The sequence below is a fragment of the Lentzea sp. NPDC004789 genome, from assembly GCF_053601075.1.
This window is the reverse complement of the sequence record NZ_JBSGBE010000017.1, coordinates 108,136-127,932: the sequence shown is the minus strand read 5'-3', so window position 1 is coordinate 127,932 and position 19,797 is coordinate 108,136. Positions and strand designations below refer to the sequence as shown.

The 19,797-nt window shown below is 68.8% G+C and carries 22 protein-coding genes; 10 read left to right on the top strand and 12 right to left on the bottom strand.

Annotation, left to right across the window (positions count from 1 at the left end):
• Positions 1–6 precede the first annotated feature (6 nt).
• A complete protein-coding gene (locus tag ACWEIJ_RS32810; protein WP_449841118.1) occupies positions 7–798 on the top strand; it encodes a type III pantothenate kinase in 792 nt (263 codons plus the stop codon).
• Here the strand turns inward: ACWEIJ_RS32810 and ACWEIJ_RS32805 are convergent.
• On the bottom strand, positions 788–1,546 hold the full coding sequence (locus ACWEIJ_RS32805; RefSeq protein ID WP_449841117.1) for a class I SAM-dependent methyltransferase: 759 nt from the start codon (positions 1,544–1,546) through the stop codon (positions 788–790). The two genes, ACWEIJ_RS32810 and ACWEIJ_RS32805, sit on opposite strands and share 11 nt — an antisense overlap.
• A gap of 136 nt (positions 1,547–1,682) precedes the next feature.
• Here ACWEIJ_RS32805 and lysS point away from each other — a divergent pair, with 136 nt between their 5' ends.
• Both lysS and ACWEIJ_RS32795 read left to right on the top strand, forming a co-directional pair.
• Positions 1,683–3,137: a lysine--tRNA ligase gene (gene lysS, locus ACWEIJ_RS32800; protein ID WP_449841202.1), complete on the top strand. Its 1,455-nt coding sequence runs from the start codon at positions 1,683–1,685 to the stop codon at positions 3,135–3,137.
• A 116-nt stretch (positions 3,138–3,253) separates the two neighbouring features.
• Positions 3,254–3,601 (top strand): histone-like nucleoid-structuring protein Lsr2, encoded by a 348-nt coding sequence (locus tag ACWEIJ_RS32795; protein WP_030471050.1) that lies wholly within the window; start codon positions 3,254–3,256, stop codon positions 3,599–3,601.
• Positions 3,602–3,745: 144 nt separating this feature from the next.
• On the opposite strand, the gene ACWEIJ_RS32790 is transcribed toward ACWEIJ_RS32795, so the two are convergent.
• Positions 3,746–4,711, bottom strand: a complete 966-nt coding sequence (locus ACWEIJ_RS32790; protein ID WP_449841116.1) for an ABC transporter substrate-binding protein — start codon at positions 4,709–4,711, stop codon at positions 3,746–3,748.
• A 74-nt stretch (positions 4,712–4,785) separates the two neighbouring features.
• On the opposite strand from ACWEIJ_RS32790, the gene ACWEIJ_RS32785 reads away from it, so the two are divergent.
• From ACWEIJ_RS32785 to ACWEIJ_RS32775, 3 genes are read left to right on the top strand one after another with little or no spacing between them, the layout of a single operon-like run.
• On the top strand, positions 4,786–5,781 hold the full coding sequence (locus ACWEIJ_RS32785; protein WP_449841115.1) for a FecCD family ABC transporter permease: 996 nt from the start codon (positions 4,786–4,788) through the stop codon (positions 5,779–5,781).
• The gene (locus ACWEIJ_RS32780; RefSeq protein ID WP_449841114.1) at positions 5,778–6,824 is read left to right on the top strand and encodes a FecCD family ABC transporter permease; all 1,047 of its coding nucleotides are present in this window, start codon (positions 5,778–5,780) and stop codon (positions 6,822–6,824) included. Before ACWEIJ_RS32785 ends, ACWEIJ_RS32780 begins: the two co-directional genes overlap by 4 nt.
• Positions 6,821–7,612, top strand: coding sequence for an ABC transporter ATP-binding protein (locus ACWEIJ_RS32775; RefSeq protein ID WP_449841113.1), 792 nt, complete (start codon positions 6,821–6,823; stop codon positions 7,610–7,612). The genes ACWEIJ_RS32780 and ACWEIJ_RS32775 overlap by 4 nt, the downstream gene beginning before the upstream one ends.
• Here ACWEIJ_RS32775 and ACWEIJ_RS32770 read toward each other — a convergent pair.
• The 5 genes from ACWEIJ_RS32770 to ACWEIJ_RS32750 form a co-directional block, all read right to left on the bottom strand.
• Entirely contained in the window at positions 7,609–7,857 is a 249-nt protein-coding gene (locus ACWEIJ_RS32770; protein ID WP_449841112.1) for a hypothetical protein, read from the bottom strand. The two genes, ACWEIJ_RS32775 and ACWEIJ_RS32770, sit on opposite strands and share 4 nt — an antisense overlap.
• A 16-nt stretch (positions 7,858–7,873) precedes the next feature.
• Positions 7,874–8,179: a TIR domain-containing protein gene (locus tag ACWEIJ_RS32765; RefSeq protein WP_449841111.1), complete on the bottom strand. Its 306-nt coding sequence runs from the start codon at positions 8,177–8,179 to the stop codon at positions 7,874–7,876.
• The gene (locus ACWEIJ_RS32760) at positions 8,176–9,378 is read right to left on the bottom strand and encodes a helix-turn-helix domain-containing protein (protein ID WP_449841110.1); all 1,203 of its coding nucleotides are present in this window, start codon (positions 9,376–9,378) and stop codon (positions 8,176–8,178) included. The genes ACWEIJ_RS32765 and ACWEIJ_RS32760 overlap by 4 nt, the downstream gene beginning before the upstream one ends.
• Positions 9,375–9,602: a hypothetical protein gene (locus tag ACWEIJ_RS32755; RefSeq protein WP_449841109.1), complete on the bottom strand. Its 228-nt coding sequence runs from the start codon at positions 9,600–9,602 to the stop codon at positions 9,375–9,377. The genes ACWEIJ_RS32760 and ACWEIJ_RS32755 overlap by 4 nt, the downstream gene beginning before the upstream one ends.
• A 427-nt stretch (positions 9,603–10,029) precedes the next feature.
• Positions 10,030–10,830: a (2Fe-2S)-binding protein gene (locus ACWEIJ_RS32750; RefSeq protein WP_449841108.1), complete on the bottom strand. Its 801-nt coding sequence runs from the start codon at positions 10,828–10,830 to the stop codon at positions 10,030–10,032.
• Positions 10,831–11,149: 319 nt separating this feature from the next.
• On the opposite strand from ACWEIJ_RS32750, the gene ACWEIJ_RS32745 reads away from it, so the two are divergent.
• Together ACWEIJ_RS32745 and ACWEIJ_RS32740 are read left to right on the top strand one after the other, a co-directional pair.
• A complete protein-coding gene (locus ACWEIJ_RS32745; RefSeq protein WP_449841107.1) occupies positions 11,150–13,711 on the top strand; it encodes an ATP-dependent Clp protease ATP-binding subunit in 2,562 nt (853 codons plus the stop codon).
• 118 nt (positions 13,712–13,829) lie between these two features.
• Positions 13,830–14,342, top strand: coding sequence for a hypothetical protein (locus tag ACWEIJ_RS32740; RefSeq protein WP_449841106.1), 513 nt, complete (start codon positions 13,830–13,832; stop codon positions 14,340–14,342).
• A gap of 4 nt (positions 14,343–14,346) precedes the next feature.
• Here ACWEIJ_RS32740 and ACWEIJ_RS32735 read toward each other — a convergent pair whose 3' ends face one another.
• Complete coding sequence (locus ACWEIJ_RS32735) at positions 14,347–14,979, bottom strand: DUF6928 family protein (RefSeq protein WP_449841105.1); 633 nt, start codon at positions 14,977–14,979, stop codon at positions 14,347–14,349.
• A 121-nt stretch (positions 14,980–15,100) separates the two neighbouring features.
• On the opposite strand from ACWEIJ_RS32735, the gene ACWEIJ_RS32730 reads away from it, so the two are divergent.
• Positions 15,101–16,075, top strand: coding sequence for an endonuclease/exonuclease/phosphatase family protein (locus ACWEIJ_RS32730; protein WP_449841104.1), 975 nt, complete (start codon positions 15,101–15,103; stop codon positions 16,073–16,075).
• Here ACWEIJ_RS32730 and ACWEIJ_RS32725 read toward each other — a convergent pair.
• From ACWEIJ_RS32725 to ACWEIJ_RS32715, 3 genes are read right to left on the bottom strand one after another with little or no spacing between them, the layout of a single operon-like run.
• Complete coding sequence (locus tag ACWEIJ_RS32725; RefSeq protein WP_449841201.1) at positions 16,047–16,841, bottom strand: SIR2 family NAD-dependent protein deacylase; 795 nt, start codon at positions 16,839–16,841, stop codon at positions 16,047–16,049. The genes ACWEIJ_RS32730 and ACWEIJ_RS32725 overlap by 29 nt on opposite strands.
• Positions 16,841–17,152, bottom strand: a complete 312-nt coding sequence (locus tag ACWEIJ_RS32720) for an antibiotic biosynthesis monooxygenase family protein (protein WP_449841103.1) — start codon at positions 17,150–17,152, stop codon at positions 16,841–16,843. Before ACWEIJ_RS32720 ends, ACWEIJ_RS32725 begins: the two co-directional genes overlap by 1 nt.
• Positions 17,153–17,162: 10 nt before the next feature.
• Positions 17,163–18,614 carry a M1 family metallopeptidase gene (locus ACWEIJ_RS32715; protein WP_449841102.1) on the bottom strand — a complete coding sequence of 484 codons (1,452 nt, stop codon included), beginning with the start codon at positions 18,612–18,614 and terminating at the stop codon, positions 17,163–17,165.
• A 15-nt stretch (positions 18,615–18,629) separates the two neighbouring features.
• Between ACWEIJ_RS32715 and ACWEIJ_RS32710 the strand changes: the two genes are divergently transcribed.
• A complete protein-coding gene (locus ACWEIJ_RS32710; protein ID WP_449841101.1) occupies positions 18,630–19,376 on the top strand; it encodes an alpha/beta fold hydrolase in 747 nt (248 codons plus the stop codon).
• Here ACWEIJ_RS32710 and ACWEIJ_RS32705 read toward each other — a convergent pair.
• Positions 19,325–19,780 (bottom strand): 2'-5' RNA ligase family protein, encoded by a 456-nt coding sequence (locus ACWEIJ_RS32705; RefSeq protein ID WP_449841100.1) that lies wholly within the window; start codon positions 19,778–19,780, stop codon positions 19,325–19,327. The genes ACWEIJ_RS32710 and ACWEIJ_RS32705 overlap by 52 nt on opposite strands.
• Between the last annotated feature and the right edge of the window lie 17 nt (positions 19,781–19,797).

Here is a 19,797-nt window from a genome sequence, read left to right as displayed (position 1 = left end):
CGCACCGTGCTGCTCGCCATCGACGTCGGCAACACCAACATCGTGCTCGGTCTGTACGACGGGGTCGGCGACTCGGCCCCGCTCGTGCGCGACTGGCGGATGCGCACCGACGCCAGGATGACCGCCGACGAGCTCGCGCTGACCATGCGCGGCCTGCTCGGCGAGTACGCCGACAAGATCACCGGCATCTCCGCGCTGTCCACCGTGCCCGCGGTGCTGCGCGAGCTGCGGGTGATGCTCGGCCGCTACTACGACTCCGTGCCCAAGATCCTGGTGGAGCCGGGCGTGAAGACGGGCGTGCCGCTGCTCGTGGACAACCCGAAGGAGGTGGGCTCGGACCGCGTGATCAACACGCTGGCCGCGCACCACCTCTACTCGACCTCGTGCGTGGTGGTCGACTTCGGCACGTCCACGAACCTCGACGTGATCTCGTCGCGCGGCGAGTTCCTCGGCGGCGCGCTGGCCCCCGGCATCGAGATCTCGGTCGACGCCCTGGCCGCCCGTGCCGCCCAGCTGCGCAAGGTCGAGCTGGTCAGGCCGCGCAACGTGATCGGCAAGAACACCGTGGAGTGCCTGCAGTCCGGCATCGTCTGGGGGTTCGTCGGCCAGGTGGACGGGCTGGTGCGCAAGATCACCGAGGAGCTCCAGCAGACCGACCCCGGCCCCGTGACGGTGATCGCCACGGGTGGTCTCGCCCCGCTGGTGGTGTCGGAGTCCTCGACGATCGCGCACCACGTGCCCGACCTGACCCTGCTGGGGCTGCGGCTCGTCTTCGAACGCAACCTGCCTACTCGCTGACGCGCACCGTTCGGAACACCTCGGTGCGCAAGGGGACGTCGAACGGTCCGTTCGACGTCTCCGGCCGCGAGCGGAGGAACGCGAGCATCTTCTCGTTGATCGCCGCCCGCTCCTCGTCGTCGACGACCAGCATCCGCGAGTGCGTGTTGACCGTGGCGATGAGCGCTTCCGGCGAGTCCCGGCGGTGCGCGTGCGGGAACGTCCTGGTCTCGACCGGGCCGAAGAACGAGTTCGTCATGACACCCGTCGGGTCCTGCCGCTGCGACTCGACGCTGGTGACCGACAGCTGTTCGAGCTCGGCCAGCCACTCGGCGTCGCTCAGGTCGGGTTCGTTCCACATCGCCGCGACGACGCCACCGGGGCGCAGCACGCGGGCGATCTCCGGTAGTGCCTTCTCCTGGTCGAACCAGTGGAACGCGGTGCCGACCAGCACGGCGTCCACCGTCTGGTCCGGCACGGGGATGTGCTCGGCGTGACCCGGCAACGCGCGCACGTCGTGAACGCGGCGCACGAGTTCGGTCAGCATCTGCTCGTTAGGCTCCACGGCCGTGACGCGGTGGCCTTCCGCGACGAGTCCCGAGGTCAGCTTGCCGGTGCCGGCGGCCAGGTCGAGCACGTCCAACCGCGCTGAGGTGCCCAGTGGCTCCAGGGCCCACCGGATCGCCGCCACGGGATAGTCAGGCCGGTGTTCGGCGTAGGCCTCGGCCTGCGCGCCGAACGAGTCCGCTCGCCTCGCGTGTAGATCCATCACCCCAACTTAGGGTGTCGCAGATCCGCCGGGGTATCCGGTTCGCTTTGCCGCTGAGCACTTCCGTACCCTTCTCCGCGTGAGTGAGCAGCCGAAGCAAAACCCCGTGACCAGCGAAGAGGACCTGCCCGAGCAGATGCGCGTGCGCCGGGAGAAGCGTGCGCGGCTGCTCGCTTCCGGCAAGGAGCCGTATCCGGTCGAAGTCGAGCGCACGCACACGTTGCGCGAGATTCGCGACGCGCATCCCGAACTCGAACCCGACACGCAGACCGGCCAGGTCGTCGGTGTGACCGGGCGCGTGATGTTCATGCGCAACACCGGAAAGCTGTGCTTCGCGACGTTGCGCGAAGGCGACGGCACCGAACTGCAGGCGATGCTGAGCCTCGCCGGTGTGGGCGAGGAAGCCCTTTCCGAGTGGAAGACCGACGTCGACCTCGGTGACCACGTTTTCATCCACGGTGAGGTCATCAGCTCGCGCCGCGGCGAGCTTTCCGTGATGGCCGACGCGTGGCAGCTGACGTCGAAGTCGTTGCGCCCGTTGCCGGTCGCGCACAAGGAACTCGGCGAGGAAACCCGTATTCGGCAGCGTTACGTGGACCTGATCCTGCGGCCGTTGGCGCGGGACACCGTTCGGACCCGCGCGAACGTCGTCCGTTCTCTGCGCGACTCGTTCCACCGGCGTGGATTCCTCGAAGTCGAGACGCCGATGTTGCAGACGCTGCAGGGTGGTGCGACGGCGCGTCCGTTCATCACGCACTCGAACGCCCTCGACATCGACCTGTTCCTGCGCATCGCGCCGGAGCTGTACTTGAAGCGCTGTGTGGTCGGCGGCATCGAGAAGGTCTTCGAGATCAACCGCAACTTCCGCAACGAGGGCGTGGACTCGTCGCATTCGCCCGAGTTTTCGATGCTGGAGTACTACGAGGCGTACGCCACGTACGACACGAACGCCAAGCTGACTCGTGAGCTCATCCAGGAAGCCGCGGAAGCCGTCACGGGTTCTCAGATCGTGACGTTGGCGGACGGCAGCGAGTACGACCTGTCGGGTGAATGGACGACGATCAGCATCTACGAGTCGTTGTCCGGAGCGGTCGGTGAGGAAATCACCCCCGAGACGCCGGCCGAGGTGCTGCGCAAGCTTTGCGACCGGCACGAACTGGAGCTCAACCCGAAGTTCGGGCACGGCAAGCTGGTCGAGGAGCTGTGGGAGCACCTGGTGTGCGACTCGCTCTACCTGCCCACCTTCGTGCGCGACTACCCGGTCGAGACGTCCCCGCTGACGAGGCAGCACCGCAGCAAGCCCGGTGTCGCCGAAAAGTGGGATCTGTACGTGCGCGGATTCGAACTCGGAACGGGTTACTCCGAACTGGTGGACCCCGTGATCGAGCGGGAACGCCTCGAAGCGCAGGCCCGCCTTGCCGCGGCCGGTGACGACGAGGCCATGCCGATCGACGAAGACTTTCTGCGATCACTGGAGTACGGAATGCCACCGAGTGGTGGCGTCGGAATGGGTATCGATCGGCTGCTGATGGCCCTCACCGGTCTGGGTATCCGGGAGACCATCTTGTTCCCGCTCGTTCGCCCTGAATGAGTAACTTTCCGGGATGTCGATAGGTGCAATGTGCCACTCGTGCGCTAACCTGCCTCGCAGAAGGCTTTAGTTGGCGACGCGGGTGCACCGCGCATTCGGGGTCCAGGAGGATACGCATGGCGCAGAAGGTCACCGTGACCCTCGTCGACGACCTGGACGGCTCCACTGCGGAGGAGACCGTCGAGTTCGGGCTGGACGGTGTCAGCTACACGATCGACCTTTCCTCGGGCAATGCGGGCAAACTGCGGGACGCTCTCGCCGACTTCGTCGGTAGTGCACGTCGCGCGGGTGGCCGTAAGCGCGTTGGACCAGGTCGTCCGGCGGGTGTGAAGGCGCGCCCGGCATCGGCGGACCGTGAGCAGAACCAGGCCATTCGCGAGTGGGCTCGCAAGCAGGGCATGAAGGTGTCGGATCGCGGTCGCATCCCGGCCGAAGTCCTCGACGCCTACCACCAGCAGGGCTGAAATTCGTTAAAACACGAAGGGGTTCCGGGAAGATTCCCGGAACCCCGAGGCGGGCCACGTTTGCTCGGTGCTGCGCACCTTCGACGTGGCCCGCAGTGTTTTTCGGGATGATCCCCGAACCCCTGGTGTCATTTGGGTGATCGTTCAACTACGTGCCGGGTCCACGCCGAAACCCTTCGCGAGGTCGTCGAGCATCGCGTGCGCGCCCTGAAGGCTGACCGAAGAGACCCAAACGACATCCGAGACGTCCTGTTGCCGACCTTTCAGTTGACCCCACAACGGGCTGGCCGAATATTGTTGCTTGATCTTCTGCGTATCGCCCTTCGGGTCGGCCCAGGCGGAGACGAAGATCCGCTCGGCGTCGAGTGACGAGATCTGCTCCTGGCTGAGGTCGACCGCGATCTTGTCCGAGGTCGGCTGCCCCTGGGGGCGGGCGAGACCGGCATCGGCGAACAGGACGCCGCCGGGGAAGGACTTCTCCGTGTAGAGCCGCACGGTCTGCTCGCCGGCGACGAACCGCGCCAGCGAGATCGACGGGTTGTGGCCGGTCTTGGCGCGGATCGCGTCGCCGACCTTCTTCGCCCGTGCCTCGTAGGCGGCGATCTTCTCGTTGGCCAGCTGCTCCTTGCCCAGCGCCCTGCCGAGCAGGCGGATGTTGTCCTTCCAGGTCGGGCCGGTCGTCACGCTGAACACCGTCGGGCCGATCTTGGACAGCTTGTCGTAGATCTGCTCGTGCCTGACCTTCGCGGACACGATCAGGTCAGGGCCGATCGCGGCGAGCTCCTCGAGGTTCGGGTCGGCCAGTTCACCCACCGCCTTGGCGTTCTTCGCGTACTTCGCCGAGTCCTGCGCCAGGTAGTCCGGAAGGCCGTCGGTGCGGTAGCGGGTGTACGCAACGACCTCGGTCTCCAGGGCGAGCGCGGCGTCCACGTAACTGCTGTCGAGCGCGGCGACCTTCACCGGCCGGTTCCTGATCTCGGTCCGGCCCATCGCGTGGTCGATCGTCACCGGAGTCCAGCTCTGGTCGGCGGGTGCGCTCGGGCTCGTCGTCGCCTGACCGCAGGCCGTCAGCGCGAGTAGCGCCACACTGATCAAAGCTGTTCTTCGCATCGGTGACTCCGGAAATTCGGTTAGGCTTACCTGTCTTTCGCGGAGCATATGTCGGGCATCTGGAGGGGTGGGCGTTGGGCCGTAAGCCGTTGGTCGGCCTGCTCTTCCTGCTGATCGTGCTGGTCGCCGTGGCGTTGGTGAGCATCGCGATCGGCTCGAAGGAGATCCCGCTGTCGGGCGTCTGGCACGGGCTCTTCACGCCGACCGGGGCCGAGGACGACGTGGTGATCCGCCGGCTGCGGATTCCGCGGACGCTGCTCGGCATCGCCGTGGGCGTCGCGCTGGGCGTCGGCGGCGCGCTGATGCAGGGCCACACGCGCAACCCGCTGGCCGACCCCGGCATCCTCGGCGTCACGCACGGCGCCGCGCTGGCGGTGGTCGGTTCGATCTTCCTGCTCGGCGTCTCGTCGCTGGTCGGCTACATCTGGTTCGCCTTCGCCGGCGCGATGGTCGCGAGCGTGGTGGTGTTCCTGCTCGGCTCGGCCGGTCGGGGCGGCCCGTCACCGGTGACGCTGGCGCTGGCCGGTGCCGCGGTGTCCGCGCTGATGAACGGCCTGGTGTCGGCGATCGTGCTGCTCGACCAGCAGTCGCTCGACGCGTTCCGGTTCTGGCAGGTCGGCGCGATCGCCGGACGTGACCTTGCGGTGTTGACGCAGGTGCTGCCGTTCCTCGCGGCCGGTCTGGTGGTGGCCGCGTTCAACGCGCCGGGGCTCAACGCGCTGTCGTTGGGGGAGGACGTGGCGAGGTCGCTCGGCGTGAAGGTCGGCCGGACGCGGTCGCTGGGCATCTTGGCCATCACGCTGCTGGTCGGCGGGGCCGTGGCCGCGTGCGGACCCATCGGGTTCCTCGGCCTCGTGGTGCCGCACGTGGCGCGTGCGTTCACCGGACCGGACTACCGCTGGATCCTGCCGTACTCGGCGCTCCTCGGCGCCGTGCTGATCCTGGTCGCCGACGTCATCGGCCGGGTGATCGCCCGTCCGTCCGAGGTGGAGGTCGGCGTGATGCTGGCGCTGCTCGGCGCCCCGTTCTTCATCTTCCTGGTGCGCCGCAAGAGGCTGGTGAAGATTTGACCGCTCTGAGGCTCGGTCCCGCCTCGTTCAGGCTGCGGCGCCGCCCCCTGCTGGTGGTGGCGACAGCGCTCGTGGTGCTGGTGGCGCTGCTGGTCGTCGGCATCATGATCGGCGACTTCCCGCTGACCGCGGCGCAGGTCGTCGACGTGCTGCTGGGCGGTGGCACGCGCCGCGACCAGTTCGTGGTGACGGAGCTGCGGCTGCCGCGCGCGTTGACCGGCCTGCTCGTCGGTGCCGCGCTCGGGCTGTCCGGCGCGATCTTCCAGGCGATCGTGCGCAACCCGCTGGCCTCGCCCGACATCCTCGGGGTGACCTGGGGAGCCGGTGCCGGGGCGGTCTCGGTGATCACCTTCGCCGGGTCGCTGGGGGTGGTGACCGGGAGCGCGGCCAGCGTCGGGTTGCCGATGGCGGGCCTGGCGGGCGGGCTGGTCGCCGGGCTGCTGGTGTACGCGCTGGCGTGGCGGCGGGGCATCGAGGGCTTCCGGATGGTGCTGGTCGGCATCGGCGTCACCGCGGTGGCCGGCAACTTCACGCACTACCTGCTGACGGTCGGCGACGTGCAGGACGCCGGCCGCGCGATGGTGTGGATCACCGGGTCGTTGAACGGGCGCGGCTGGGAGCACGTCGTGCCGGTCGCGGTGGCGCTGGCCGTGCTCGTGCCGGTGGCGCTGGTCGGCGGGCACGTGCTCGGGGCGCTGCAGTTCGGCGACGAGACCTCGCGCGGGCTGGGCGTCCGGGTCGACCTCGCGCGGTCCGGGCTGATCGTCGTGGCGATCGTGCTGGCCTCCGTGGCCACCGCCGCGGCCGGGCCGATCGCCTTCGTGGCACTGGCCACGCCGCAGATCGCGTTGCGGCTGGCCGGCACGGCTCAACCGCCGCTGTTCGGGTCCGTGGTCGTCGGCGGCGCGCTGGTGATGCTGTCGGACCTGGTGGCGCGCACGATCTACCGCACCGAACTGCCCGTCGGCGTCGTCACGGCCGTGCTGGGTGCGCCCTACCTGATGTACCTGCTGGTTCGCAGTCGCCGGGAGGCGCGGATATGAGTGTCCGTCTTGAGGCTTCGTCGCTCTCGGTCGGCTACGGCGAGAGGCTGGTGGTCGACACGCTGGACCTGTCGATCGTCAGCGGCACCGTCACTGCGGTGATCGGCCCGAACGGCTGCGGCAAGTCGACCCTGCTGCGCGCCCTGGGCCGCCTGCTGCCCGCGCGTTCCGGCGCAGTGCTGCTCGACGGCCGGCAGATCGACCGGATGGCGACCAAGGACGTCGCACGGGTGCTGGGGTTGTTGCCGCAGTCGCCGTCGGCACCGGAGGGCCTGACCGTCGCCGACCTCGTCGCGCGCGGACGGCACCCGCACCAGGCCTGGTACCGGCAGTGGTCGACCGACGACGCGGCCGCGGTCGACGCCGCGCTCGCGATGACCGGCATCTCCGACCTGGCCGAGCGGACCGTGGACGAGCTGTCCGGCGGCCAGCGGCAGCGCGCGTGGATCTCCATGGCGCTGGCGCAGGGCACGGACCTGTTGCTGCTCGACGAACCCACGACGTACCTCGATCTCGCACACCAGATCGACGTGTTGGACCTGGTGCAGGAGCTGCACGCCACCATGGGCCGCACGATCGTGATGGTGCTGCACGACCTGAACCTGGCCGCCCGCTACGCCGACACGATCGTGGCGATGCGGGACGGCCGGATCGTCGCCCAGGGCACGCCCGCCGAGGTGCTGACCGAGCAGCTGCTGCTCGACGTGTTCGGGCTGGACGCACGCGTCGTGGAGGACCCGGTGGCCGGGACGCCGCTCGTCGTCCCGGTCGGGTCGCGGCACCGCTAGCCGCCCAGCAGCAGGTGCAGGGCGACGATCACGGTGCCCAGCGCGCAGAAACCGGCGAGCACCGCACCGGGCACGTTGTGGTTCATCAGGTAGGTCAGCACGCCCACGACACCGGCGCAGGCGAACGCGGTGACGGTGATCAAGGTCGTCCGCTGGCTGATGAACGCGCGCTGTTCGTTCGTCTCGGGCTTCTCGGGTGCGGGGACGTGTCCACAGGTCGGGCACGGCTTGGTGGGGGAGGTCATCGCCATCGTCCTCGTTTCAAGCGGCCAATGCCGTGAGGTCTTGTTTCTGGATCAGGTGGATCGGCATCCGGCGGTTGATCGCCCACCGGTACTCCTTGCGGGTCCACCGCGTCCGCCGGTACCGGGGGGACACGACCGCCACGAACTGGACGCACTCCTCGAACGCGCGCTTCACGTCCTGGTTCCGCTTGTGGTGGCCGCCCCGCAGGTCGCAGATGTACGGGGTGCTGTCCGGGAACAGCGTCTTGACCCGATCCTCGAGCTCGCGCAGGGACGCCTCGTCGTGGTGGTCGGCGCGCGAGTAGCTGACGAACACCTTCATCCGACACCCGCCGATCCACCCAGCTGCGGCTTCAGCTCGGAGAGGAGGTCGATGACGAGGGAGTTGCGGGACCAGCGGTGCTGCAGCACCCCGGCCAGCGCCCTCAGGTCCACGCGGACCGTGTCGGAGTCGACGCGGTGGATGTCCGCGAGCACCGTGCGGATCGTCTCGCAGGCCTGGTCCACGTCTCCGCAGGACGCGTAGGCGAGCGCCAGGCGGGTCGTGAACCGCACCCGTGACCGCACCTTGCCCGGCGCGATCTCGGAGACCACCTTGCGCAGGTCGACCGCGGCCTCCTCGTGGGAACACAGGTCGACCAGCGCCCATCCTCTGGTCATCTCGATCGGATGAGCGATGCTCGTCGTGCCGAGCGGCCGTTCGGCTTCCTCCGCCTTCCCGGCCTCGTGGAACGCCTTGGCGCGGTCCAGTGCGTACAGGCAGCCCGGACGATCTCCGAGCAGGGCGTGCCCCTGAGCCCGGCGCTGCCACGCGACCGAGCGCGTGTGCGTGTCGACGTCCTCCGAATCGAGCGTCCTGCTCGTCAGCTGCACGATCGTGAGCCCGTCGCCCCGGTACAGGGCGATGTCGGCTGATCTGATCAGCTTCCACACCTTGAGCCGGGGGTCACCCGCGGCCTCCGCCACGGCCGCCGCTTCTTCGGTCAGTCGCGTGGCCAGCTCGATCTGGCCGTTCTCCTGGGCCATCCAGCCGGCGTACTCCTTGATCGACGCGACCACCTTCAGGAGTTCGCCCGTGCTGCCCGGCCGGGCCGACCGGAGCACCTTGTTCGCCGTGTCGACGTTGGTGAGCGCCATCGGGAGGATGACCTCGGGGCTCATGTAGTGCCCCATCCTCCGCAGCGTCTGGTCGGTCTCCTTCAGCTGCAGGCAGTAGACGTCGACGCTGCCGCGGAACTTGTCCGCGCGGTCGTCGCGCGGGGCCTCCGGTGCGGGCAGGAGCGCGAGGGCCTGCGCCTGTTCGGCCTTGGCCACCTCGCTCTCCCTGAACACCGCGAGCAGCTGCCCGTCGGTGCCCAGGACGTTGTCGCAGGTCCGCGCGAACGTCTCCGTCGCTGTGCGGACGCCGCTCTCCAGCTTGCTCAGATAGCCCTTGGAGTAGTGGGTCGCGCTCGACAGCTGCGCGAGCGACATGCCCTTCTCCTTGCGGAGACGGTGCAGGGCGATGCCGAAGTCGTTCACCGCAGGCTGCCGTACAGCGACAGGTACAGGCGCTCGAAGTGGTCCACGTCCCCGCCGCAGGCCAGGACGTACAGGCGGACCACCTCCCACCTCGGTTGCTGCCGCCCGTTCGCCGCCCTGGCCAGCGCGGTCTGGCAGATGGGCACCTGCTTGGCCATCCAGCGGTAGGACGGCCGGCCGGCCTTGTCGTCGCGCAGGGCGCGCAGCGCGCCCGCGATGGTCACGTGCGGGCAGCCCGGTGGGCCTACCAGGGGATTCTCCCGCCGCCCGCGTTTGGGCGCGCTGGGCTCAGGACGTCGCTTCGACGCCATCGTCGGTTACCTCCTGCTGCTTGCTCTGTGCTCCGGATGACTGCTCGGGTGAAAGCACCGGGAGAGCGTCCGCGGCAGTTGGCGCTACAGCAGACCCCTTGCGTTCGACACCAGAATGGACCTTCCTGATTTGTTGCGGAAGGTGTGGCGGCGGAGGGGAAACAAAGACGCACCGTCGCGGGCCGTCGTTTGGAAACCTGGCAACCCTTCCGGACCCTGTCCGACAACCGCCATGCTGTCAGCGGGCCTCGGCCCCTGCGGCTTCTGCTAGCTCCGGATGACGCAGCTCAGAAGGCCTCCTCGTTGGCGCGAGGGGGCCTTCATGTCGAACGGGGTCAGGTCAGGAGCAGGTGCGCGGGCAGGCCGTGCAGGGCTCGGCATCCGGCAGCACGTAGTGGAAGCAGCAGCTGTTGCGCTTGCGCTTCCAGCCGTCGGCGGAGAGGTGCAGGGTAGACGCCGAGACGAACGGCTCCAGCTTCTCCGGCAGGATCAGCGCGGCGTCCGTGACGCCGCCGTTCTCGTCGCCGCACGCGCGGCCCGCGGCCCAGGCGCCGTACTCCAGCATGTCGGTCGCGGCGGCCCAGAGGGTGCGGCGGCCGAAGCGGACGACCTGGCCGAAGGAGGCCACGAACTGGGCGGCGTGGGCGGCGTAGCGGGCGCGCAGCAGGGCGGCCAGCGCGGCCTCGTTCGCGACGACGGTGGCGGCCGGGTGGTTCGAGGCCGGGTCGTCCGGCAGGCACGCGAACTCGTCGCAGAACAGGGAGATGCCGTCCGGGTGCGGGCGGCCCTCGGCGTTGAGGCGGAAGGCGATGTCGGACGGCCTGAGCGAGGGGACGCGGCGGGCGGTGTGGAAGAGCAGGCCCGCGAGGGCGCCGGGGACGTGCAGGTACCAGCCCATGACGTAGCCGGCGGTGGCGCGGTCGTCGGACCTGCCGTGCTGCTCGACCATCCACTCGGCGAGGTCCTTGCGCCACAGGTCGAAGCGCGCCGGCTCGGCCAGCAGGTCGGAGCAGATCGTCCAGTCCGGGGAAGTCGGGGTGCCGAAGCGGATCTCGGAGTTCGCTTCCAGACGGGCGATGGACTCGGCCAGGGGCGTGAGCGCACGCGGGTGCTGTCGTGAGACCCTCGCCGGTACGGTCAACGCGCAAGTCCTCTCTCATTCGAATGAGGCTTGCCTAACCTTAGCGAAGGGTGGCCTTTCTTCGCCCCCTGTGGTGGCGCCGGTCACACGAGTATCGCTCAACGGTGGGTTGTTCGCGCTGAGCGGACATCGCCCGATCTGTGGAATCCGTTGCTCCCGACCTGCGTTGATGCCGACGTCAGGGTTTGCCGGACGCCACTGTGCGCTGACGGGAACCACAGGCCTCGGTACCGCCCACTACAGTGGAGCCACGGTGCCGCGCTCACCAGGGTAGATCGGTGGAGCCGAGGACCGCCGACGCAGCAGTCAGGGAGTGCGAATGTTCGAAAGGTTCACCGACCGCGCGAGGCGGGTGGTTGTCCTTGCCCAAGAAGAGGCACGGATGCTCAACCACAACTACATCGGCACCGAGCACATCCTCCTGGGTCTGATCCACGAGGGTGAAGGTGTCGCCGCCAAGGCGCTCGAGTCGTTGGGGATCGCGCTTGAGGGCGTCCGCCAGCAGGTCGAAGAGATCATCGGCCAGGGCCAGCAGGCTCCGAGTGGACACATCCCCTTCACCCCGCGCGCCAAGAAGGTCCTGGAGCTGTCGCTGCGCGAAGCGCTGCAGCTCGGCCACAACTACATCGGCACCGAGCACATCCTGCTCGGGTTGATCCGCGAGGGCGAAGGCGTTGCTGCGCAGGTCCTCGTGAAGCTGGGTGCCGACCTGAACAGGGTGCGGCAGCAGGTGCTGCAGCTGCTGTCCGGCTACTCGACGGAGAAGGGCGCGTCGGAGTCGACCGGTCGTGGCGAGGGCACGCCGTCGTCGTCCCTGGTGCTGGACCAGTTCGGGCGCAACCTCACGGCTTCGGCCCGCGAGGGCAAGCTCGACCCGGTGATCGGGCGCACCAAGGAGATCGAGCGGGTCATGCAGGTGCTGTCCCGCCGCACCAAGAACAACCCGGTCCTCATCGGCGAGCCCGGCGTCGGCAAGACCGCCGTCGTCGAGGGACTGGCGCAGATGGTCGTCAAGGGCGAGGTGCCCGAGACGCTCAAGGACAAGCAGCTCTACACGCTCGACCTCGGCTCGCTGGTCGCGGGCTCGCGCTACCGCGGTGACTTCGAAGAGCGCCTGAAGAAGGTCCTCAAGGAGATCCGCACGCGCGGCGACATCATCCTGTTCATCGACGAGATCCACACGCTCGTCGGCGCGGGTGCCGCCGAGGGCGCGATCGACGCCGCGTCGATCCTCAAGCCGATGCTGGCTCGCGGTGAGCTGCAGACGATCGGTGCCACCACGCTCGACGAGTACCGCAAGCACGTCGAGAAGGACCCCGCGCTGGAGCGCCGCTTCCAGCCGATCCAGGTGGGCGAGCCGTCGCTCGAGCACACCATCGAGATCCTCAAGGGCCTGCGCGACCGGTACGAGGCGCACCACCGCGTCTCGATCACCGACTCCGCGCTGGTCGCCGCCGCCACGCTGGCCGACCGGTACATCAACGACCGGTTCCTGCCGGACAAGGCGATCGACCTCATCGACGAGGCGGGCGCGCGCATGCGCATCCGCCGGATGACCGCGCCGCCGGACCTGCGCGAGTTCGACGAGAAGATCGCCGACGTGCGTCGCGACAAGGAGTCCGCGATCGACGCGCAGGACTTCGAGCGCGCGGCCAAGCTGCGTGACGCGGAGAAGCAGCTCCTGGGCCAGAAGGCCGAGCGGGAGAAGCAGTGGAAGGACGGTGACCTGGACGTCGTCGCGGAGGTCGACGACGAGCAGATCGCCGAGGTCCTCGCCAACTGGACCGGCATCCCGGTGTTCAAGCTCACCGAGGAGGAGACCACGCGTCTGCTCCGCATGGAGGACGAGCTGCACAAGCGGATCATCGGCCAGGTCGACGCGGTCAAGGCCGTGTCGCAGGCGATCCGCCGCACCCGCGCCGGCCTGAAGGACCCGAAGCGCCCCTCCGGCTCGTTCATCTTCGCCGGTCCGTCCGGTGTCGGTAAGACCGAGCTCTCGAAGGCGCTGGCGAACTTCCTGTTCGGCGAGGACGACGCGCTCATCCAGATCGACATGGGCGAGTTCCACGACCGGTACACCGCGTCGCGGCTCTTCGGTGCCCCTCCCGGTTACGTCGGCTACGAAGAGGGCGGCCAGCTCACCGAGAAGGTGCGCCGCAAGCCGTTCTCCGTCGTGCTCTTCGACGAGATCGAGAAGGCCCACCAGGAGGTCTACAACACGCTGCTCCAGGTGCTGGAGGACGGCCGCCTGACCGACGGTCAGGGCCGGACGGTGGACTTCAAGAACACCGTCATCATCTTCACGTCGAACCTGGGCACGTCCGACATCAGCAAGGCCGTCGGCCTCGGCTTCACCTCGGGTCAGGACACCGCGTCCAACTACGAGCGGATGAAGAACAAGGTCAACGACGAGCTGAAGAAGCACTTCCGCCCCGAGTTCCTCAACCGCATCGACGACATCATCGTCTTCCACCAGCTGACTCAGGACGAGATCATCAAGATGGTGGACCTGATGATCGCCCGCGTCGAGACGCAGCTGAAGAACAAGGACATGGCTCTCGAGCTGACCGACAGGGCCAAGGCCCTGCTGGCCAAGCGCGGCTTCGACCCGGTGCTGGGCGCCCGCCCGCTGCGCCGGACGATCCAGCGCGAGATCGAGGACCAGCTGTCGGAGAAGATCCTGTTCGGCGAACTGCAGCCGGGCCAGATCATCATCACCGACGTCGAGGGCTGGGACGGCGTGTCCGACGAGCACGACAAGGCGCGCTTCGTCTTCCGCGGCGAGGCCAAGCCGAACCGCGTGCCGGACGCCCCGCCGGTCGACCTGGCAGCCCCCGCGGCCACCGAGCCGCAGGACGCCCCGGCGACCGAGACCGAGTGATCTAGCAGTTCAGCCGGACAGCCCCCAGGCATCCCGCCTGGGGGCTGTCCGGCGTTTCGGCTCAACAATCCAGGCCACTGGCGACTTGATGACGTGACACGTCTTCGCTGGAGGGGCCATGGAATTCCTGCTGATCCTGCTGCAGCCGTACGTCGTGATCTTCATTGTGATCATGGTCGTGATGCTCGCGCTGCTTCCGGGGCGCCGCGCCCGTGTCCGCGCCGAGGCGATCGCCGAGCAGGCCCCGGACCTGGCCGAGCTGGCCGCGAAGCTGGGCGGTTCGGTGTCCGGCCCTGGTCAGGCGACCGCCTGGACTCCCCGCCTCCAGCGCTCGGAGCTTCAGCCCGAGCTGACGCTGACGTTCCGGCGCGGGCCGTGGCACGTCCGCGTGACCGAGGCCGCCGATGACTCCGCGGTGCGGGAGCACTGGATCGAGGTGGCGACGATGCCCGTGCCGCGCAGAAAAGTCCGGCAGGACTTCCTCGAACTGTCCTTCGAGGACGGTTTCGTGCACGTCGCTGGCGACGGCCCGGTCCGGCCGGAGGAGCTCGTCGTCGTGGTCGACATGATCCTGGAAACGCTCGACGGCACGTTCGGCGTGGCGCCGAGGGACCCCTCCGCGGTCGTCTGACCGGTCAGCGCGGCGTCACGGCGTAGCCGGCCAGCACGATCTGCCCCAGATCCGGGTCGTCCTCCTCGTAGCCTCCTTCGTAGTTGAAGCCGAACAACGCGCGCAGTGCCGCCTCGGCCAGGTCGAGCGGGTGGAAGCGGAACGGGTACTCGTCGTCGTCCTCCAACTGGGCGAGGAACTCCGGATCGCCCGCCAGGTACTTCTCCTCGAACGGCAGGGGCGTGCCGACGTCCTCGATCACGCCGCTGTCGGGGGAGAGGCTGAACGCGCGCCGGACCGTGCCGTCCGGCACCCAGATCGCGTAGGCGAAGAAGTCCACGACGCTGTGCATGGCGTGCAGGTAGAGGGTGCGACCGGCGGCCTCGCGGACGAAGCGCTCGTCGAGCTGGGTCGGGGCGTCGCCGGCGGCGTCCCAGGTGCAGACGATCGACAGGCCGGGGAGGACCGCGGCGTAGACCTCGCCCTCCGGCGGGTTGGCCGAGTAGAGATCGCCGTCGGCGATCGGGCGGATGTCGTGCGCCGGGTAGAGCTGCTCGACCAGGGCGGCGGTGGCCTCGCGGTCGATCTTCGGCGCTGCGCGCAAGACCTTGCTGACGTCGTCGGACGCGTAGAAGAGCATCCAGTCCTTGGCTCCCATGGCCTCAGCATGGCGGAGGGGTCTGACAATTTTCGCGACGCAACGGGACGTCGCGGCCGACCGTCCTTCCAACGTGGGCACCACACCGGAGACTGACGAGCACTCGGCGAGACTGCAGGACGTGGTCACCACCGAGGTGAAGCCGCCCAAGAGCGGGTTCGCCACGTTCCTGCTGGTCGTGTGCGCGATGGCGTTCGTCATGGCGGCACTGATCAGGCTGCTCGGCATCGACGGCACCCGGCAGATGATCGCCGCGACGTCGTTGACCCCGTACATCACCGTCGCAGGGCTGCTCATCGGGCTGTTGGCGTTGTTCCGCAGAAGGTGGGTCGTCGGGCTGACGATGACCTTCGTGGCGATCGTGCTGGTGGCGAACGTGGTGCCGCGGGCGTTCCCCGACTCGCGGCCGAACGGCGTCGGCCAGCAGGTGCGGCTGATGACCGCGAACCTGCTCGTCGGCATGGCCGACGCCGAGGCGCTCGTCCGCGAGGTCAAGGCGCGCGACGCCGACCTCCTGACCATGCAGGAGCTGACGCCGGAGATGGTGCGCGACCTGGAACGGGCCGGTCTCGACCAGGTGCTGCCCAACCGGGTCTTCCTCGACGAACCGGGCGGGTCCGGCAGCGGCATCGCCTCGAAGTACCCGCTCACGCGCCGCGATCTCACGCCGCCGGGCACGTTGCAGCAGGCAGGGGCGCTCGTCGACCTGCCGGGCAAGGACATCGAGGTCGTCTCGGTGCACCCGTTGCCACCGGTCGTGCCGGAAGGCCCGGAGGCGTGGCAACGCGAGCTGGCCGGCCTGCCCGCCCCCGACTCCACCGGCGCGATCAGGGTGCTCGCGGGCGACTTCAACGCGACGCTCGACCACGTCGGCATCAGGCGGCTGCTCAACAAGGGCTACGTGGACGCCGCCGACCAGGTCGGCAAGGGCCTGATCCACACGTGGCCGAGCCACGCCGGGATCTGGCCGCCGCCGGTCACCATCGACCACGTGCTGGTCGACACGCGCTGCCCGGTCGACACGCTGGACGTGTTCGACCTGCCCGGCAGCGATCACCGGGCCGTCGTCACGCAGTTCGTCGTGCCAAAGTTCTGAGCGCTTCCAGCGCGCCGACCGGCAGCGAGACGCCGCGACCGTGCCGGATCTCGGGTTCGCGGACGTTGATCCGGATCAGCGAGCCCGTGGCGGCACTGGCGAGCTCGGCTTGGCGGCGCACGGTCGGCACCGCGGTACCGGCACCGATCTCGATCACGACGAGGTTCCGCTGCGCCCGCCGCCACTCGTTCAGCGCGTCGAGTTGCGCCTGGCTGCGGTGCGGCACCCAGCCCCAGTCGCCGAACATCAGGATGTTGGGCCGGGCCAGGCCGCCGCACGACGGGCACGACGGCAGCTCGCCCACCGCGCGCATCGAATCCGGGTCGACGGAGACGTCGAACGAGCACTCCCAGATCTCGTCGGTGCACGGTTCCACGCACTGGACGTGGTGGATCGAACCGTGGACCTCGGCGACGTCGGTGAACCCCGCCTTCTGGAACTGGCCGTCCACATTGGACGTGAACACGCGGGCACCCCACGAGCGCAGGACCGCGAAACCCTCGTGCGGCACGGTCGCGCGGTAGAGCCCGAGCCGGTGACCGTAGAAACCCCACGCCAGCGCGGGATCGTCGACGAAGTGCACCGGGTCGGCGATCTCCTCGAACTTCAGCCCGAGGCGCTGGTACGGCGGATAGGCCCGCCAGAAGCCCTCGGTGCCGCGGAAGTCCGGCAGACCGGAGTCGACCCCGATGCCGGCACCGGCGCAGACGAGCACCGCGTCCGCGCCGGCGATCAGCTCGGCGGCCCTGTCGTAGGCCTCGTCGATCACTGCTGAGGCTTGCTCCCCAGCACGACCTCGAACTCCAGCAGGTCCGCACCGGTCGACACGGGCTTCGCGCGCTCACCGGAGTGCGCCTCCCGGCCGGCCTGGCCGTCGCGCCACGCCACGAAGTCCTCGTGGCTCTCCCAGTGCGTCACGACGAAGTAGCGGTCCTCGCCCGCGACCGGGCGCAGGAGCTCGAAGCCGAGGAAGCCCGGCTGGCCGTCGACCGCGCCGAGCCGCGCGGCGAAGCGCTTCTCCAGCTCGGGGCCGGCGCCCTCGGGGACCTTGATCGCGTTGATCTTCACGACTGCCATGACACCGACTCTAGCGGCGCACACCGACGGGCAGCAGGTACTGATCTTCCGGGATGCCCGAGCCGCGGAACCAGGCGGCGAAGAACCCGTCCAGCTGCTGCCCGGAGGCCTGCTTGAAGTGGTTCTCGAAGTCCGGCCACGAGGCGTTGCCGTCGCGGTGCTCGGCCGTCCACGACCGCAGGGCCTTGAAGAACACGTCGTCGCCGACCTGCTTGCGCAGCGCGTGCATCGCCAGGATGCCCTTGTCGTAGACGCCCCGGAACTCGTTGCCCTTGCCCATGTCGTAGAGCTTCGGCGCCCAGAACGACGCCCGCGTGCGCAGTTCCTGGACGCGGTCGCGGTAACGCTGGTCGAGGTTGGTGCCGTCCTTCTCCAGCCACAGCCACTGCGAGTACGACGCCAGGCACTCGTTCAGGCAGATGTCCGCCCAGTTCTCGATGGTCACGGAGTCGCCGAACCACTGGTGCGCGTTCTCGTGCACGACCGTCTCCAGGTCCGCCCATGACGCGTAGGTCGGCCGGGTCTGGGTCTCCAGCGAGAACCCGATCTGGTCGGCCACCCAGATGCTGCCGGCCGCGCGCTGCGGGTACGGGCCGAACTTCGTCTCCAGGTAGCCGAGGATCTCCGGCAGCCGTCCCTGGATCGGCTTCTTGGAGCCGGCCGTGCCGGGCGCGTACGCGTCGAGGATCGGGGCACCGCTCGGCAGCTTGCCGCGCACGATCTCGAACTTGTCGATCGCCACCGTGGCCAGGTAGGTCGCGATCGGGGTCTCCTCCGACCAGTTGAACGTCGTCCAGCCGCCGTCGCGCGTCACCGGGCCTTCGAGGCCGTTGGACACCGCCGTCCAGCCGTCCGGCACGCGGGCCGCGAGCTTGAGCGCGGCCTTGTCGCGCGGGGTGTCGTTGGCGGGGAACCACGTCGTCGCGGAGTGCGGTTCACCCGCGGCGAAGGCGCCGCCGGTGGTCGAGATCTGCCAGCCGCTGCGGCCCAGCGAGGCGTCGTTGATCGTCGTGGGCTTGCCGGCGTAGGTGACGACGGCGGTGAACGGCTTGCCCTTCGCGATCGGCGCGGACGGCGTGATCACCAGCTCGTGGTCGCCCTCCTGCGCGAATTTCGCCGCCCGGCCGCCGACCTTCACGTCGCTGACCTTGAGGCCCTCCAGGTCGAGGTTGAAGCGTGAGAGGTCTTCGGTGGCGGTCGCGGTGACCGAGGCGACGCCGTCGAGCTGCTTCGACGTCGGGTCGTAGGTGATCGCCAGGTCGTAGAGCGTGACGTCGTAGCCGCTGTTGCCGTCCGTGGGGTAGTACGCGTCGCCCGCACCCGCACCGGCCTCCACGGCTGCCTGCGGTGACGTCTCCTGACGTTGCTGCGCGGGGTCGTTGCCCGGTGTGCGGAACACGACGAGCAGCCCGGCGACGAGCACGATCAACACCAGGGCGATCAGGTACGGACGGGCCTTCATGCGTTAATCATTCCTGTGTCGGTGGTGGAGTTCGGCGGAACGGGTCAGGGAGTACTGCTGCTGCACGGCCTGATGAGCAGGGCCACCGCCTGGTGGCCGGTCGCGCAGTGGCTCACACCTTTCGGCCGGGTCGTGGGCATCGACCAGCGCGGACACGGCCGCAACCCGCAGCGCGGACCCTTCCGCACCGAGGACTTCGTCGCCGATGCCGCTGCCGCCATCGAGGAGCTCGGCCTCGGGCCCGCCGTGGTGATCGGGCACTCCATGGGCGGACTGCACGCCTGGTGCCTCGCGGCCACCCGCCCCGACCTGGTCCGGGCGATTGTGGTGGAGGACTTCGCTCCGGACAACAGGGGTAGAACGGTCGACGAGTGGAAGTGGTTCTTCGACGCGTGGCCGGTGCCGTTCCAGTCGGTCGCGCACGTGACCACGTTCTTCGGCGCGCCGGTGTTCGCCGAGTACTTCGAGGAACGCGAGGACGGCTGGCACCTGATCGCGTCGATGGACGACCTGTACGAGATCGCCGGCCATTGGGGCACGCGGGCGTACTGGGACTTCATCGACCGGGTGAAGTGCCCCTCACTGGTGATCGAGGCAGGTCGGGGCGGCCAGCTGCCGAACCAGATGGAGGAGGCCGCACGCCGGTCGAACGGTCGGTACCTGTACGTGCCGGAGGCGGGCCACGTCGTGCACGCCACCGCGCCGTGGGTCTACCGGGGTGCCGTGGAGGCCTTCTTGAGCACGTCGATCTCGCCGGTCTGAGTGTCGACGATCGACACTTCGCGGACCTTCGCGCGGATCGGCTCGACCGGGAACACCTTCGCGAACGCCGCCTTCATCGCGTCGTCGTCGACGTCGTGCACGAGCGTGCAGTGCGGCACCCAGTTGCCCGGCAGGTAGTAGGCGCTCGGGTTCTTGACCTTGCTCGCCAGCACGTCGTGGATGGCCGAGTGGACCGCGAGCAGCTCGGTGTCGACGACGGCGCCGAGCATCAGCACGTTCTCCGAGGTCGAGAACGTCCCGAGGGTGTGCAGCCAGAGGTCTGGCATCCACAGCCGTTCGAGGTCCTCGCGCAGTTCCTTGCGGACCTTGGGGCCGATGGTGCTCGCGGCGGCGTAGGTCAGGTGGGGTGCGTAGGATTGTTCAACACCCAGATCGTTCAACAATCCGACGATTCTACGTT

Bases quoted from the DNA above. Each gene is read 5' to 3' on its own strand.
- ACWEIJ_RS32805 (WP_449841117.1), bottom strand. From the start codon at position 1,546: ATGGATCTACACGCGAGGCGAGCGGACTCGTTCGGCGCGCAGGCCGAG.
- lysS (WP_449841202.1), top strand. From the start codon at position 1,683: ATGCGCGTGCGCCGGGAGAAGCGTGCGCGGCTGCTCGCTTCCGGCAAG.
- ACWEIJ_RS32795 (WP_030471050.1), top strand. From the start codon at position 3,254: ATGGCGCAGAAGGTCACCGTGACCCTCGTCGACGACCTGGACGGCTCC.
- ACWEIJ_RS32790 (WP_449841116.1), bottom strand. From the start codon at position 4,711: ATGCGAAGAACAGCTTTGATCAGTGTGGCGCTACTCGCGCTGACGGCC.
- ACWEIJ_RS32775 (WP_449841113.1), top strand. From the start codon at position 6,821: ATGAGTGTCCGTCTTGAGGCTTCGTCGCTCTCGGTCGGCTACGGCGAG.
- ACWEIJ_RS32770 (WP_449841112.1), bottom strand. From the start codon at position 7,857: ATGACCTCCCCCACCAAGCCGTGCCCGACCTGTGGACACGTCCCCGCA.
- ACWEIJ_RS32765 (WP_449841111.1), bottom strand. From the start codon at position 8,179: ATGAAGGTGTTCGTCAGCTACTCGCGCGCCGACCACCACGACGAGGCG.
- ACWEIJ_RS32745 (WP_449841107.1), top strand. From the start codon at position 11,150: ATGTTCGAAAGGTTCACCGACCGCGCGAGGCGGGTGGTTGTCCTTGCC.
- ACWEIJ_RS32740 (WP_449841106.1), top strand. From the start codon at position 13,830: ATGGAATTCCTGCTGATCCTGCTGCAGCCGTACGTCGTGATCTTCATT.
- ACWEIJ_RS32735 (WP_449841105.1), bottom strand. From the start codon at position 14,979: ATGGGAGCCAAGGACTGGATGCTCTTCTACGCGTCCGACGACGTCAGC.
- ACWEIJ_RS32720 (WP_449841103.1), bottom strand. From the start codon at position 17,152: ATGGCAGTCGTGAAGATCAACGCGATCAAGGTCCCCGAGGGCGCCGGC.
- ACWEIJ_RS32715 (WP_449841102.1), bottom strand. From the start codon at position 18,614: ATGAAGGCCCGTCCGTACCTGATCGCCCTGGTGTTGATCGTGCTCGTC.